Annotated in this window: 14 protein-coding genes and 1 tRNA gene; 5 read left to right on the top strand and 10 right to left on the bottom strand. The window is 70.8% G+C overall.

Annotation, left to right across the window (positions count from 1 at the left end; all coding sequences use genetic code 11):
• Positions 1-101 precede the first annotated feature (101 nt).
• The 3 genes from CXR44_RS00735 to CXR44_RS00725 form a co-directional block, all read right to left on the bottom strand.
• Positions 102-695 (bottom strand): FMN-binding negative transcriptional regulator, encoded by a 594-nt coding sequence (locus CXR44_RS00735; RefSeq protein WP_101782875.1) that lies wholly within the window; start codon positions 693-695, stop codon positions 102-104.
• A gap of 62 nt (positions 696-757) precedes the next feature.
• Positions 758-1,861 carry a glycosyltransferase gene (locus tag CXR44_RS00730; RefSeq protein ID WP_101782874.1) on the bottom strand — a complete coding sequence of 368 codons (1,104 nt, stop codon included), beginning with the start codon at positions 1,859-1,861 and terminating at the stop codon, positions 758-760.
• 124 nt (positions 1,862-1,985) lie between these two features.
• Positions 1,986-3,818, bottom strand: a complete 1,833-nt coding sequence (locus CXR44_RS00725) for a SpoIIE family protein phosphatase (RefSeq protein WP_245898714.1) — start codon at positions 3,816-3,818, stop codon at positions 1,986-1,988.
• A 73-nt stretch (positions 3,819-3,891) separates the two neighbouring features.
• On the opposite strand from CXR44_RS00725, the gene CXR44_RS00720 reads away from it, so the two are divergent.
• Positions 3,892-4,599, top strand: coding sequence for an ANTAR domain-containing response regulator (locus CXR44_RS00720; protein WP_245898712.1), 708 nt, complete (start codon positions 3,892-3,894; stop codon positions 4,597-4,599).
• A gap of 21 nt (positions 4,600-4,620) precedes the next feature.
• On the opposite strand, the gene CXR44_RS00715 is transcribed toward CXR44_RS00720, so the two are convergent.
• Positions 4,621-4,977, bottom strand: a complete 357-nt coding sequence (locus CXR44_RS00715) for an STAS domain-containing protein (RefSeq protein ID WP_101782871.1) — start codon at positions 4,975-4,977, stop codon at positions 4,621-4,623.
• 177 nt (positions 4,978-5,154) lie between these two features.
• Between CXR44_RS00715 and CXR44_RS00710 the strand changes: the two genes are divergently transcribed.
• Both CXR44_RS00710 and CXR44_RS00705 read left to right on the top strand, forming a co-directional pair.
• Positions 5,155-5,928, top strand: a complete 774-nt coding sequence (locus CXR44_RS00710) for a SigB/SigF/SigG family RNA polymerase sigma factor (protein WP_101782870.1) — start codon at positions 5,155-5,157, stop codon at positions 5,926-5,928.
• Between the two features lie 76 nt (positions 5,929-6,004).
• The gene (locus tag CXR44_RS00705; RefSeq protein ID WP_245898710.1) at positions 6,005-6,361 is read left to right on the top strand and encodes an ATP-binding protein; all 357 of its coding nucleotides are present in this window, start codon (positions 6,005-6,007) and stop codon (positions 6,359-6,361) included.
• A 202-nt stretch (positions 6,362-6,563) separates the two neighbouring features.
• Here the strand turns inward: CXR44_RS00705 and CXR44_RS00700 are convergent, their stop codons facing one another.
• The 4 genes from CXR44_RS00700 to CXR44_RS00685 all read right to left on the bottom strand — a co-directional run bounded on the left by CXR44_RS00700 (position 6,564) and on the right by CXR44_RS00685 (position 8,632).
• A complete protein-coding gene (locus tag CXR44_RS00700) occupies positions 6,564-6,758 on the bottom strand; it encodes a hypothetical protein (RefSeq protein ID WP_101782868.1) in 195 nt (64 codons plus the stop codon).
• Between the two features lie 6 nt (positions 6,759-6,764).
• Positions 6,765-7,583, bottom strand: coding sequence for a hypothetical protein (locus CXR44_RS00695; protein WP_101782867.1), 819 nt, complete (start codon positions 7,581-7,583; stop codon positions 6,765-6,767).
• 6 nt (positions 7,584-7,589) lie between these two features.
• Positions 7,590-8,138 (bottom strand): hypothetical protein, encoded by a 549-nt coding sequence (locus CXR44_RS00690; protein ID WP_101782866.1) that lies wholly within the window; start codon positions 8,136-8,138, stop codon positions 7,590-7,592.
• Between the two features lie 68 nt (positions 8,139-8,206).
• Complete coding sequence (locus tag CXR44_RS00685; RefSeq protein ID WP_101783450.1) at positions 8,207-8,632, bottom strand: helix-turn-helix domain-containing protein; 426 nt, start codon at positions 8,630-8,632, stop codon at positions 8,207-8,209.
• Positions 8,633-8,727: 95 nt separating this feature from the next.
• On the opposite strand from CXR44_RS00685, the gene CXR44_RS00680 reads away from it, so the two are divergent.
• A tRNA-Pro gene (locus tag CXR44_RS00680) sits at positions 8,728-8,801 on the top strand.
• Between the two features lie 80 nt (positions 8,802-8,881).
• Here CXR44_RS00680 and CXR44_RS00675 read toward each other — a convergent pair.
• Entirely contained in the window at positions 8,882-9,499 is a 618-nt protein-coding gene (locus CXR44_RS00675) for a tyrosine-type recombinase/integrase (protein WP_219601620.1), read from the bottom strand.
• Between the two features lie 911 nt (positions 9,500-10,410).
• Positions 10,411-10,848 carry a hypothetical protein gene (locus tag CXR44_RS38740; RefSeq protein WP_144069824.1) on the bottom strand — a complete coding sequence of 146 codons (438 nt, stop codon included), beginning with the start codon at positions 10,846-10,848 and terminating at the stop codon, positions 10,411-10,413.
• Positions 10,849-11,745: 897 nt separating this feature from the next.
• On the opposite strand from CXR44_RS38740, the gene CXR44_RS00670 reads away from it, so the two are divergent.
• On the top strand, positions 11,746-14,406 hold the full coding sequence (locus CXR44_RS00670; protein ID WP_101782865.1) for a helix-turn-helix transcriptional regulator: 2,661 nt from the start codon (positions 11,746-11,748) through the stop codon (positions 14,404-14,406).
• Positions 14,407-14,457 lie beyond the last annotated feature (51 nt).

The raw sequence follows: 14,457 nt of genomic DNA, 5'->3' as shown, positions 1-14,457 counted from the left end.
GGCGCCCCCGGGCACGGACGCCAACGCGGGGGTCGCCGGTCGAGCACGGGCAGGACACGCGCGAGTTCGCGCCCGGGAGGCGGCCGCCTCACCCGAGGGGCTCAGGTCAGGTGGCGCAGGGCGGCCTCGTCGCCGGGCCCGCCCCGGGCCGCCAGGCTCCGGGCGACCCGCGCGCGGTGCCCGGCGTCCTTGTGCCCGTCGTACTTGAACTTGCCGCGGACCTCCTCGACGGCGAGGCGCAGCCCCCGGATGCCGGACAGCAGCCGCGGCATCCGCGCCGGATCGCCAGCCCCGGGTTCGAGGTCGGCGAGCTGGGCGCGCAGGATCTCCAGCTTGCCGTCGGCGTCGCCGACGATCTCGGCGTGGCACACGAGCTGGACGGAGGAGTAGTAGGTGGTCGGCACGCCCAGCCCGGGGTTGGTGCCGGGCTCGGCCCGCCACGCGCCGGGGACGTACGCCCACGGGCCGGCCACCGACAGCAGCACCTTGGGGTTCTCCTCGACGGCCGCCCACACCGGGTTGGGCCTGGCCAGGTGGAGCAGCACGGTCCGGTCGTCGGCCAGGAGGAACTGGGTGGGCACCACCACCGGCACGTCCCGCCCGCGTCCGGAGGCGATGAGCTCCCCGAACGAGTGGGCCCGGACATGGGCGAGGGCCTGTTCCTCGCCGGCGGCGTCCCAGGGATGGATCAGCACGCGCTCGATCCTATGTCCACGCGGTCCGCCGGTCGGGGACAGGCCCTCACCGGGGTTCGGGGTCAGGCGCAGGCGGCCTCGTACACGCGCAGCAGCTCCTGGCTGACGCGCTCCCACGAGTAGCGCGAGCGGGCCCGGTCGGCGCCGGCGTAGCCGAGCGCGGTGCGCAGCGTCGTGTCGGACAGCAGCTCGCGCGTCAGCCGCGCGGTGGTGGCGGGGCGGTCCGGCGGGACCAGCAGGCCGGTGACGCCGTCGATGACGGAGTCGAGGTGCGCGCCGACGGCAGAGGCGATCACCGGGACGCCGCAGGCCATCGCCTCCAGCGCGACGGTGCCCGTCGAGGCCTCGCGCGGCAGCGTCACGACGACGTCGGCGCCGCGCATGAGCTTCGGCACCGCGGTCCGCTTCACCTGTCCGAGCAGGGTCACCCGGTCGGCCACGCCGAGCTGCTCGGCCAGGGTGCGCAGGCGCCGCGCCTCCCTGTCCTCGGCGAGCTGGTCGGCGTCGGGGCCGCCCGCGATGACGAGTTCGACGTCCGACAGGCCCTGCAGGGCGCGGACGATCGTGTGGGCGCCGCGGTCGGGGGAGAGGGGACCGACGTGCAGCAGTCGCCGGCGCGAGCCGCGGGTGGCGGCCGGACCCTGACGGTGGAAGCGCTCGGTGTCGACGCCCGGCGGGACGATGGCGATGTTGTTGCGCGGCACGCCGAGCCGGATGAGGGTGGACCCCTCGTCGTTCGAGCCAGCGATGACCGCGTTGGCGCGGCGGCCGAGGGCCCGCTCCAGCTTCATGTGCGCCGTGTCGACCGTCGTGAACGTCTGCGTCACCGGGACGTTCATGTCCTTGGCGCCGGCGACGGCGGCGAGCCCGCCGGTCCAGGAGTAGGCGTGGATGACGTCCGGCCGCTCCTCGTGCCACCGCTTCGACAGGTGCAGGCCGACGTCGTTGAGGTACGGCACCACGTCGTCGGGGGACAGGCTGCGCGCCGGGCCCACGTCGATGTGCTCCACCATGACCCCCGGGGCCACCCGCGTCCTGGGCTTGCCCTCGGTGCTGTCACGGCGGGAGTAGATCGTGACGTTGTGCTCGCGCCCCAGCTCGCGGGCTACCGAGTGGAGGTGGTGGCGCTTGTTGCCGGAGACGGAAGCGACGATCGCAATATTCATGGCACACCTCAGCAGCGTGGAAACAGCCTTCAAGGTGTGCCTGCGTCTTAGGCACGGGTATCTGTGCTCAAGACTTTACCCATAACCGAGCCAAACGCAAACCCCGACATTTGGGGCTTATTGCTCAGACTCCGCGGAGCGCCAGGATGACGATCTCGTCCCACACCTGCCCGGCCGAGAACGCGTGCCGGTCGGCCTCGACCGCCTTGACCACCGTGGCAGGCGCCTGACCTGCGCACCTGCCCAGCACGTCGGCCAGCCGCTCCTCACCGTACGGCTCGCCGCGGTCGTTCCTGGAGGAGATCAGCCCCTCCGAGTAGAGCACCAGCGTCTCGCCCACCCCGATGCTGAGCTCCTCCACGCTCGTCTCGGCCACGGGGGAGATGCCCAGCGGCACACCGCCGCCCGCGGCGAAGCGCACGCTCCCGTCGGGCTGCACCAGCGCCGCCGGATGGTGGCCCGCCGACGACAGCCGGATCGTACGCCCCTTGACGAAGCCCGCCGCGGCCATGACGAACATGCCGGTGCCCTGTTTGACCAGCGCCTCGTTCACCTTGCCCACGACCACGTCGGGGTCGCTCTCCCAGGTGGACAGCACCCGCAGCCCGCCCCGCACCATCGCGCTGACCGAGGCCGCCTCCTCGCCCTTGCCGGCCGCCCCGCCCAGGGCGAACCCCCAGCCGCCCGACACCGGGAAGACGTCGTAGAACTCGGCGCCCACCGACGCGCCGGGATGGTAGATCGCGCTCGCCTCGTAGCCGGGGACGTCCGGCAGCCTGCGCGGGGCGACGCTCGCCGACAGCGCGTCGGCCGCCTGCGACCGGCTCTGGAAGCTGCTCTGCGCCCGGACGGCGAGCCCGAGCTGCAGTCCCACCTCCTGCATGACGGCGAGGTCGGCCAGCGTGAACGGCGGCCGGTCGTGCTCCCTGACCAGCGTCAGAGCACCGTCGGACGAGCCGATCGGCACGCACAGCAGCGACCCGGCGCCCATCACCGTCAGCAGCGGCCCGTCCGCGCAGAACCCGAGCAGCGTCTCGTCGTCCACCATCTCGTGCACCGTGCCGGTGCCGCGGTCGAGCACCTGCGCCACCACCTGGCTCATGGCCGGCGAGGCCTTCTCGACCTGGCGCACCAGGCCGCCCAGCGGGTGGTCCTTGGGCGCCACCACGACCTGCCGGCGGGGCAGCCCGTCGCGCACCATGTCGGCGATCACCCAGTCGGCCCACCCGGCCGCCAGCAGCCGCGCGGCCCTCGACAGCGCCACCGGCTGGCGCAGCGCCTCCTCGTCGAGCAGCAGCGCCCCCATGCGGGCCAGCAGGTCCTGCCGCCGGGCGGCGGCCATGAGCAGCGCGCCGTCGGACTGCTCCGGACGCTCCGCGCGCGGTCCCGGGAGCTGGACGTCGGTCGGCAACGCCACCGCCGCCACCATCTGCTGCGGCTCGCCCGGCATCGTCAGCCTGGTCAGCGCCAGCTGCACGGTGTGGGTGCGCCCCTGGTGCGCCAGCCGGGTCTCGAACGCCGCCGGCTGCCCGGTCTGCAGCACCGACGTCAGATGCGAACGGAACGCCGCCCGCCGCGACACGTCCACCAGCAGCGGGAACGACCGGCCCACCAGGTAGCCGTCGGGGCTGCCGAGCACCCGCGAGGTCTCCGGGTTGATCCTCCTGACGACCCCGCCCCCGTCGAGCACGATCACCGGCACCGGGAACGCCCTGAACACCTGCCGCAGCAGCTTCAGCTCGCGCTGCGGTCCGTCCTTGCGGCCGTTCTGCCGCCGCGCGGACTTGTCGAGCTCCACGCGGGCCTCGGCCAGCAGCTCGGCGGCCGTGTCGAGCTCGGCGAGCGCGGCGTCCAGCGTGGGCGCGAGCTCGGACGGGTAAGCCGTCCTCGCCTCACGCAGCGAGGAGACGCGCGCCGTCAGCGCGTCCAGAGCGTGTTCGAGGTCCGGCACAGTCATGCTCCGACGCTACGCCACATGGGATAATGCTAGCCATAAGGGGTAGGGGCTTGTGACTATGGAATCCACCGCGATGATCACGCCTGCGCTGGCCCGTGACCTGGCCGGACTCGGCCGGCTCGGCGCCGACACCTCCACCGAGAGCGTGTTGCGCGGACTCACCACGGCGCTGGCGGCCGGCGTGCCCGGCTGCTCCGGCGGCTCGGCCGAGCACTGGCGCGACCACCGGGTCCTGGTGTCGGGCTCGCACAGCGAGCTGATCATGCTGGTCGAGACCGAGCGGAGCCTCGGCGAGGGCCCCTCCACCGAGGCGCGCAAGACCGGCGGCCGCGTCGTCGTCGGCGATGTGCTCGCCGACGGACGCTGGCCCGGATACGCCGCGCTCGCCACGCGCTGGGGGGTCCGCTCGGTGCTGGCCCTGCCGATCGACGTGTCTCCCGCGACGCTGGTCGTCGGCCTCTACTCCGTACGGCCCGGCGCGTTCTCCCCGCTCGGCGCCCACGCGCTGGCCGACATGCTGACCGAGCAGGTCGGCGTGGCGATGGCCAACATGTGGGACTTCGAGGAGGTGCGCACCGACGCCGCGCAGCTCCAGGAGGCCCTCGCCGGCCGGGCCGTCATCGACCAGGCCAAGGGCATCATCATGCAGACCAGCGGCTGCACGGCCGAGGCCGCCTTCGAGGAGTTGCGCCGGATCTCCCAGCACCATCAGGTCAAGGTGGCCGACCTGGCCCGGCTGCTGGTCGACGAGCACCAGCGCAAGACCCGTCGCAGGCCCTGACCGAGAGGCCGGGGGCCACGGTCAGCCGATGGCGGCCAGGGCGTCGTCGAGCGTGTCGTACAGCGGCAGCCGCTGCGCCAGCCCGGTGATCCACATCACCTTGGACTTCGAGTACTCGACGCCGACCAGCGCGAACTTCGATCCCGAGGTCAGGCTGGTCTGCCAGTGATGCACGATCAGCCCCAGCGCCCGCGAGTCCATGAAGGTCACGCCCGCGAGGTCCAGGATCAGCCCCGGCCCGGCGAGGGACAGATAGTCGGCGAACTGCTCGCGCGTCGTGGCGTCGAGCACGCCGTCAACCTTGACGACGGTTATCTCGCCCGCTGTCGACGAGGTCAGGCTCAGGGCGGCGGCTGAGCTCTCACCGTTCTCCGGCATTGTCACGGAGCAACCCTACTGTTACCGCGGTGGAGGTGAATACATTCCCCCGAATGGGGGATACTTGTGGCGAAGTCCAGCAGAGGGCTTCCGTCTCGTACTTGACGCGAGGTGTGCCTCTGCCTGGGCTTTTTCGGTTGGTGGAGGCCACCCCTGCGACCCATATGAGGAGCAGCGATGGCTGTGCAGGAATACGTCCTCGAGGAGATGACCGCCGAAGAGCTCCTGGCCGAGATGGTCAGGGAGGACACTCCCGACAGCGTGCGGGAACGGCTGCGCGAGCGCATCGTCGAGATGCACCGGCCGCTGGCCATGGAGATCGCCAGGCGCTACCGCTACCGCGGCGAGCCGCTGGAGGACCTCCTGCAGGCGGCGTACGTCGGCCTGATGAAGGCCGTCAACGGCTTCGACCCGACCCTCGGCCACGCTTTCCGCGGCTACGCCGTCGTGACGATGACCGGCGAGGTCAAGCGCCACTTCCGCGACCGGACCTGGGCCATCCGGGTGCCCCGCCTCTACCAGGAACGCCGCTCCGAGCTCAACCGGCTCGTCGCCGACCTCAGCCAGACCCTCGGCCGCTCCCCGACGGTCGCGGAGCTGGCCGCCAAGATGAACATCTCCGAGGAGGACGTTCTTCTCACCCTCGACGCCTCGGCCGCCTACAGCACGCTGTCGCTCGACGCGCCGCTCGGCGCCGACGACGACGCCGCGTCGCTCGGTGACGTGATTCCCGAGGACGACGACACCCTGAGTACGATGGTGGACCGCGAAGCCGTCAAGCCACTGATCGACGCGTTGCCGTCGCGCGAGAAGCACATCCTGTTGCTGCGGTTCTTCGGCAACATGACGCAGGCCGAGATAGCGGCTGAGTTCGGCATCTCGCAGATGCACGTGTCCAGGATTCTGCGTAAAGTCCTCGACCAGCTCCGCACGGAGTTGCTCGTCGGCTGAGAGGGCGGATAGCCGGGTGAACGGGGACCACCATCCTCAGGAAGCGGGTGCCACCAGCCCGCCACCCGGCACGCCCGTGAAGACGCTCCGCTTCCGGCTGCCGGACCTGCCCCAGGTCCGGCAGTTCGTCGAGGAGGAGGCGCGCGGGGCCGGGATGCCGGAGGACGCCATCCCCGACTTCGTCATCGCGGTCAACGAGATCGCCACCAACGCCGTCACCCACGGCACCAGCGACGGCCGGGTGCGCCTCTGGGTCGACGGCGGCGAGATCGTGGTCGAGGTGCACGACGACGGCACCTGGAAGCCGGGCCCCATGCCGGGCTCCGTGGGCGGGATGGGGCTGTGGGTGGCCCGCATGCTGGCCCTCGACCTCAGCCTGCGGGTCGGCGACCACGGCAGCACGGTCGTCATGCGCTTCCCCGGCAAGGGCTGAGCTCTCTTCTTCCGCGCACGACGTCTCCGCGTCGTGGTGCCACCGACGTCCGACGAAGAACCCGCCCGCCCGCCTCCCGGACGACGACGCCCGGCCGTCCGTACGAGAAGCTCTCTCGCACGGACGGCCGGGCGTCGTCAGCACCCGATCCATGACCTGGTCCGTGGTTCGGTCCATGGTCTGGCCCACGCTTCCCCGGCCGTTACCGCCGGGTCCGGGTACGCCAGCCGCCGTTGCCGCGGACGCCGGCCGTACCGATGCCTCCCTGGTGCAGCGCCAGGAGCGTCAGCCCGAGCAGCATGAACGTCGTGCCGCTGATCCCGGCCGCGATGCGCGCGCCCAGCAGATCGAGCAGAAAACCTAAACCGAAGATGATCGCCGCGACGATCGCCAGCATGGCACCTCACCTCATTCCCGGGCTCACCGGAGAGCCCGCCTGCGTCGTGTTCGCGCTCGTGTCGGTCCTCGTGCTCGTGCTCGTGGTGGAATCCGGGCCCTTTCCGGCGGCCGACACCGCCAGCAGCCGCTCCAGCACGCCCCGGTACTCGCGCAGCGCCTGGCGGAGCTGCTCGGTGTCGTGGCCGCCGGCGCCCTGCCACCGGCCGCGCAGCTCGCTGGTCCGCTGGTTCAGCGCGCTGGTGAGGGACTCCACGACCTCGCCGACCAGCCCGTCGGCCCGTTTGACGGCATCGCCCGGATCGTCCACGAACCCCGCCTGCAGGTCGCGCCAGCGCGCCTGCACGTCCGCCGGGTCCCGGTCGAACAACGCCGTCTCCTGGGGCGCGGCGTGCGACGGCATCCCACCGGCCGCGCCGGTCTCCTGACCGCGCACCATCGGCCCCGGGCCGGCGGACACGGCAACGTCCTCCGCCGGCGCCGTGTAGGGGTCCTTGTAGTCCTTGGCGTGCGGGTCACGGGCCCGCTCGTCGTCCGCGTCCCGCGACGGCCCGCGCACGTCGGCGTGCGCACCCCCCGCCACGCCCGCCTCCGGCCGGTCCTGCGTGCTTCCCGCCGCGCCGGCCTCCGGCCGGTCGTGCGCACCTCCGTGCATGCCGGCCTCCGACCGGTCGCGCACCGCCTCGGCCCGGGAGGGGTCCCGGGCATCGCCGTGGCCGGAACCGTGCGCCGGGGCGTCGTCCTTGGCCACCACGACCCGGAGGTCGTCGTCGCCACCAGGCCCGCCGGCCGGCTTCTGTGCCGGAACTTTCAGCTCATCGGCCATCTCGGATCACCGTCCTCGCGTCGTCTCTTCCAGCAGCTCCTCGAACAGCGCGCGATAGTGCACCATCGCCTGGCGGAGATCCTCCGTGGAGGCCTCCTTCCGGGCCGCGCGCCCGCTGATCTCGTGCGCCTTGCGGTAGTGGTCCAGCGTGGCCGCGTGCCCCACGGACAGGTAGGCCAGCCGCTCCTCGAAACCCTCGGTCGGATATCCGCGCTCGGCCATCACGGCCGCGACGAGCTGGTCCGCCTCGGTCACCGCGAACATCGGCGCGTCGACGAAGCGCTCCTGCACGTCCCGCCACCGCTTCGCATAGGTGTCACGCGACTCCTGCGCCAGCGGCCGGATGTCCAGCTCCGCGTGCCGCTGCTCCCGGGCCAGGAGTTCCTCCTCCGCTTCCCGCCTGTTGTCGTGCTCGGCAACCACACGCTCGTACTCAGGGCCGAAACGTGTGCGGAGGCGGCTGCGGCGCTTCTGATGCTGGAGCATCACGTACCCGACTGCGACGACCGCCACCACCGCGACCACGACGACGGCCACCCAGATGAAGGTGGTCATGATGTTCGCCTCCGGTCTCTGTGTAGAGACCGGCGACTGCCCCCGAACGCCCTGTCGAAACGCGCCCCTCAGCGACCTTCCAGTGCCTCCCGGGCCGCCGCGAGCACCGCCGCGACATGCGAGCCCCCCGGCGCCGCCGGGACCTCCCCGAACCCCTCGACGGGGTCGTAGGCCACATCCAGTCCCGCGTCCACGAGCCGCTGCGCCCACCGCAGCGCCGTGTTCAACCGCTCGGGCGCGGGCGGCCTGCCCTGCGCGGCGGCGGACAGGTTGCGCAGGTTGGTCGCCGGCCCCGACTGGATGTGCGCCCTGGCCACCTTCCACGGCACGGCCCGGCTGTGGTCCAGCATCGGCTTGGCCAGCCCGGCGGCCCGCTTGGCCTGCAACACCCCGGACTCGCTCACCCCGAAGTGCGCGGCCAGCGCCTGCACGCTCAACCCCGCACCCACGAGCCTCGCCAGCTCGTCCCGGTCGATCGTCGGCCTCCGCCCCACCCGGCCCACCTCCGCTCCCGCCCACGATGTGCGCGCGCACCTCCGATGTGCGCTAAGGTTATGACGTCCCGCCCCGCAGGGGGCGGTCGCAAAACCGGGACGTAGCGCAGCTTGGTAGCGCACTTGACTGGGGGTCAAGGGGTCGCAGGTTCAAATCCTGTCGTCCCGACAGGTCGAAAGGTCTGTTGGTCGGGTTGAAAGCCCAGATCAACAGACCTTTTTGTATGTGTGCCCGCTACGGGCGATGAGCTAGACGACCCGCAGACGGGGACCATCTGGGGACCGGCGGGCCGCGAGGTGAGCACTCAGCGCCTCCCCGGCATCGGCGATGGAACGGGCGTCCGGATGGAGATACCGCTGCGTGGTGGTCAGCGAGCCGTGACCAGCGATCTTGCGCAGGACATGGACGGGGACGCCGGCATCGGCCATCCAGGTCAGCCCGGTGTGCCGCAGGTCATGGCGGCGCAGATGCTCGTAACCGAGGCTCGTCACCACCTCGTCCCAGTGCGTGGCGTCCCGGAGAACCGCGGTGGTGATGCGTCCACCACGGGGACCGGTGAACAGACGCGTGCCCGGGTTCGAGCCCACCGCGTCCAGCCGTCGAGCGACCAGGTCGCGAACCTCCGCGATTAACGGCACGGTACGCGCTCGCTTGCCCTTCGTGCCCTTGTCGACGACGCCACCGGGGCCGGGGGTGGTTTGCCGACGTACCGTCCAGGTCCACGCGTCACGATCGATGTCGCCGGCACGCACCCCGGAGACCTCACCGATGCGGGCAGCAGTACAGGCCGCGAAGATGACCACCTCGCCCCAGCCCACGTACTTGTCGGCCGAGCGCTCCACCAGTGCGGCGGCGAGCCGGGTCAAGGTGTCCCAGTCAGGCAGCGCCAGCGAGCGAGGGTCATCGAGCTCGTCCTGCCGCCGTCCCAGGGCAAGCCCTAGCAGACCAGCCGGGGGGGGCCGCCTACGCTCCGTCACGGCCCTGACGCCGGGCGCGCGGCCGGGGCAGCCCCGCGGCTGGCCCGCTACCCTGTGGGTGGGACGACGGCAGACGGGCTGGCCAGGCGCGCCCCCTTGTTGAGGAATGATGCGCTTCCTCGTGGGGCAGTTAAGTCGTTGACTCGAAGAATGAACCGGCCAATAAGCATCCGAGCGCCAAAAAGATCAGCGCCAGGGACAATGCGTGTGACCAGCCCATCACCATATTAGACAGAGCCAGGAAAACGCCGAAGAAACCTATGAATAGTTGGCCAAAACCGTAATGGCGAGACTCCTTTATCCAACGCTTGCCGAGTGCCAGCCAGGGAAGTCGATTAGTTGCCAGCGTGTATATCGCGGACGCGGCTTGAACACACCCAAGTCCTAACATGATTGCCCACAAGACTGCGAATTCCACTAGGCCAGCTCCTCGATTCCGTAGGTAAGCCAGTCTTTGGATCATCTTGCCCAACCACCCTCACGCAGATCAAGCGGCGACCGGCGACCATCGCGCCGGATGTCGGGATGGTCCCGGGGCGCATGGCGCCGAGTTCGGCCGTTCCTAGAGGCGTGATTGGCTGAGAGCCCAAAGGGGGCCAGGTTGGGAGCCGCACAGGGTGAACGAGTGTGAACGGGTCTGGACGCGATTGACCGGTCTGACCTCGAACCCGAACCAGCGTGAACTGATCAAAACCTTGAAATTCTGGTTCGAGTCCTATCGCGGAAGCTTTGTAAAGCTGAAGGGATATGTGCGGAGGATACGGTTGCTGCATCTTGCTGCTTCCACTGTCTGACGTGCGTCAACGATCGTCGTGATCGTTCACCCACTGAGATTCTAAAACTCTCACTTCGGCGGCTTCTGCGACTTCTCGGTCGATTCTGCGTCGATGAATGGTGTTAAGAAGTATCACCATGAATGCGGAAAGCCCTAGGCAGACTTCGAGAGACAGCGGGGTCGTGACCACAGCGAGCACGCAGAACATAAGAAGAAGCACGTTGCTGTAGATGAAAGCAGGTTCTTGACACCAGCGTGGCAGCCGGCTCCGAGGGATCCAGTATGTTAGGGGAAAGAATCCAAAGACCAGTGCGGCAAGGATGGCCATTTCGACGCCACGTCTATGAGCTGCGCCCCATACCAGCACCACTGCACCTATCGTGAAGAAGGTGGCCTCAGTCCATCGCTTTAACATTTTCTTAGATTCGAAGGCGTCTTCGCCTTTTTGGGTTGGTTTGCGCACTCTAGAAGTGTGGCACGGAGGCGAACCGGACGCTAGATCAGGGCCGATCTCGCGGAGAAGCCTGGAGAGATTGAGTGACAAACTGAGTGACATCAGGGACGCCCACTACAACCCGGCCATGCACATGAGCGCACACCAAACGTAGACCTGAGCAGCGAAGACGCCAGCTCCCGTGATCGAATAGCTACTCTTACAAGCGAGGGGTCACAACCGTTCCGTCTCTATTCCACCGGAGACCACCTGGGGACCACACGCTGTGCACGCCCCCGAACAACCAGCATGCCAGCGAACTTCCCTCTCACTCCTCTAAACGCCGCTGAGCTGCTGAGACACCTACTCCAACGTCCTGGGGGTCAAGGGGTCGCAGGTTCAAATCCTGTCGTCCCGACCAGTTCTCGCTGGTCGAGCAGGGTGTCACTCGAAAGGGTGGCACCCTTTTTCAGTTCTGGGAAGCCACTCCGTCATGCCGTCCTGGCCTTGAAGATCTTGTCCATGGCCTCGGCGCCCTTGGTCAGGGCGGGGTGGATCCACTGGCGGTAGACGGTCTCGGGGCGTTCGTCGACGAGTGGCCGACGAGACGTGAGATCTTCTCTATGGCGACATCATGCGCGGACAGCAGTCAGACGAGGCTGTGCCGCAGTTCGCGCGGGCACCAGTCCATGCCGATGACGGACGCATCTGTGATCTGCTGAACCGGGCTTGACGGGCTGGGTGATGGCGGGACCGGGCCAGGTGATGGCGTCGGCGTGCGGGTAGGTTCCGGGTTCTCGCGATGTAACCTCGACGGTCTGCCAAGCCCTGCACCACTGACCGGCACGCGCGGAGTTGAGCCGACCGCAGGCGGGCGTATGCTGCCCGGCGTCAACACCGTCGGGCCTGCCAGGCAAGGAGCACGCGATGCTGTACGGACGGGAGCGGGAGCAGCGGGAGCTCGGCCGGCTCCTGGCGGAGGCCGCCTCCGGCCGCGGCGGCGCCCTCGTGATCCTGGGCGAGCCGGGCGGCGGCAAGTCGGTGTTGCTGCAATGGGCGGGCTCGGCCCAGGGGTTTCAGGTGGCGAGCTGTACGGGGGTGGAGAGCGAGGCGGAGCTGCCGTTCGCGGCGCTGCAGTCCCTGCTGTCGCCAGCAATGGGGCACCTGTCCGGCATCCCCCGCCCTCAGGCGGAGGCGTTGCGGACGGCGCTGGGGCTGGCCGCGCCGGGTGGGGAGAACCGGTTCTTGGTAGGGCTGGCCACGGTGTCGCTGCTGGCGGAGCTGGCCGCGGACGCGCCCGTGTTGTGCCTGGTGGACGACGCCCAGTGGCTGGACCGGCCGTCGGCCGAGGCACTGGCGTTCGCCGCCCGCCGGCTGGCGGCCGAGAAGGTGTTCCTGTTGTTCGCGGCGCGGGAGGGAGCGAGTCTGGGGGTGCCGGAGCTGGCGCTCGAGCGGCTGGGTCCGGTGGCCGCGCGGGCGCTGCTGGCCGAGCACGCCCCCGACCTGCCCGCCCCCGTACGCGACCGGGTGCTGGCCGAGGCCGACGGCAACCCGCTGGCCCTGCTCGAACTGCCCAAGACCGCGGACGGCGACCCGCGGCACCTCCCGCTGCCGCATCGCCTGCAGGCTGCCTACCAGCGGCGCATCGCCGAGCTGCCCGCGCAGGCCCGTAACGCCCTGCTGGTCGCGGCGGCGGAGGAGAGCGGGGCGCTGGCGGCCACGTTGCGGGCCATGGCGGGTCTCGGGCTGGCGGCGGACGCGCTGGCGGCGGCCGAGGCCGAGGGGCTGATCACCGTAGAAGATCAGCAGGTCGTCTTCCGGCACCCGCTCATCCGTACGGCCGCCTACCGGGGCGCGTCCTTCACCGACCGGCTGGCTGCGCACGACGCGCTCGCGGACGCGCTGGCCGGCGACCCCGACCGGGCGGCCTGGCACCGGGCGGCGGCGGCCACCGGACCGGACGAGGAGGTGGCGGCGGCCCTGGAGGCAGCTGCCCTGCGTGCCCGCCGGCGATCCGGGCACGCCACAGCCGTCGCGGCGATGGAACGGGCCGTCCGGCTCACCGCCGAGGAGGAGGAACGGGCGCGGCGGCTGGCACTGGCCGCGGAGATCGCCGTGGACGCGGGGTTGCCCGACCGTGCCCGGCACCTGGCCGGGCAGGCGCTCCGGTTGACCGAGGACGCTCGCGTGCTGGCGCGCGTCGCCACCGTGCGGGCCCGGGTGGAGTTCGAGCACGGCTCGTTGCGCACGGTGCACGAGGTGCTGGTCGCGGCGGCCCGCCGAGTGGCGCCACTCGATCCGGACAGCGCCGCGTCGATGCTGGCGGACGCGGCGCGGGCGTCCTGGTCGGCCGGCGAACCCGTACGGGTGGCGCAGGCCCACCGGATGCTCGAAACGCTGCCGCCGGACCCGGTCAGGGACAAGCTCGTCGCCTCCATCGGCGGGGCGCTGAAGCTGTACGCCGCCGACCCGGCCGAGGCGGCCTACGGGGTGGCGCTGCTGCGTGAGCACATCGCGCAGGGGAGGAGCGGACCACCGGGGCTGCGGCTCAACGTGGCCTCGCAGGCACTGCTGACCGGCGACTACGACGACACCCGCGAGATCATGGTGGACCTGGCGGAGGAAAGCCGCGCGAACGGGGCCGTCGGCTGGCTGCCGATGGTGTTGTGCACGCTGGCGACCGCCGAGATCAACCTCGGCCGCCATCGCGACGCGGTCCAGTCCGCGAGCGAGGCCCTGCGCATCGCCGAGGACACCGGCCAGCCCAGCCGCGTGGCCCATGCCGAGGCGCTGCTGGCGTACGTGGCCGCCATCCGCGGCGACGAGCACGGTACGCGTCCCGCCGAACAGAGCCTGCGGCGTTTCCCCGCGCACGCCAACGCGCTGGTCGCCGCGTGGTGCGAGTGGGCGCTGGCGCTGCTCGACCTGGGCCGAGGCCGGTATGAAGCGGCGCTGGACCGGCTGGTGACGGCCACCCGCGGCCCGGTCCGGCACGTGGGCCCCGGTGTGCACTTCGCGGCCGACCAGGTGGAGGCGGCGGTCCGGCTCGGCCGCCCTGAGCGCGCCGCCGAGCCGCTGGCCCGGCTGGAGCAGTGGGCCGCCGCCGTCCGCCTGCCCTGGGAGGACGGGCTCGTACTGCGTTGCCGCGCGCTGACGACCGGGGACGGCTCCCTGTACGCGCGGGCGCTGGAGCTGCAGGGCGAGGCCCGGCCGTTCGAGCGGGCCCGCACCGAGCTGCTGTACGGCGAATGGCTGCGCCGCGAGCGGCACAAGGCCGAGGCCCGCACGCACCTGCGCGAGGCACTGGAGCGGTTCGAACGGCTCGGCGCGGCCCCCTGGGCCGAGCACGCCCGCGCCGAGCTGCGCGCGGCCGGTGAGAGCTCCGCCCCCACGGCGGCGGACGCGGTGGCCCAGCTCACTCCGCAGGAACTGCAGGTGGTACGGCTCGCGGCGACCGGTGCGACGAACAAGGAGATCGCCGCGCGGCTGTTCCTCAGCCCCAAGACCGTCGGCCACCACCTCTACCGCGCCTTCCCCAAGCTGGGCGTCTCCACCCGCACGGAGCTGGCCCGCCTGAGCCTCGAATAGGGGAAGATGCCCGATACCGTCGGATGATCGTCGCTTCTACCGTCTTGACCA

This window comes from Nonomuraea indica (assembly GCF_002850745.1).
Lineage (GTDB): Bacteria > Actinomycetota > Actinomycetes > Streptosporangiales > Streptosporangiaceae > Nonomuraea > Nonomuraea indica.
The sequence above is the reverse complement of the archived record's forward strand: the minus strand, read 5'-3'. Positions and strand labels throughout refer to the sequence as shown.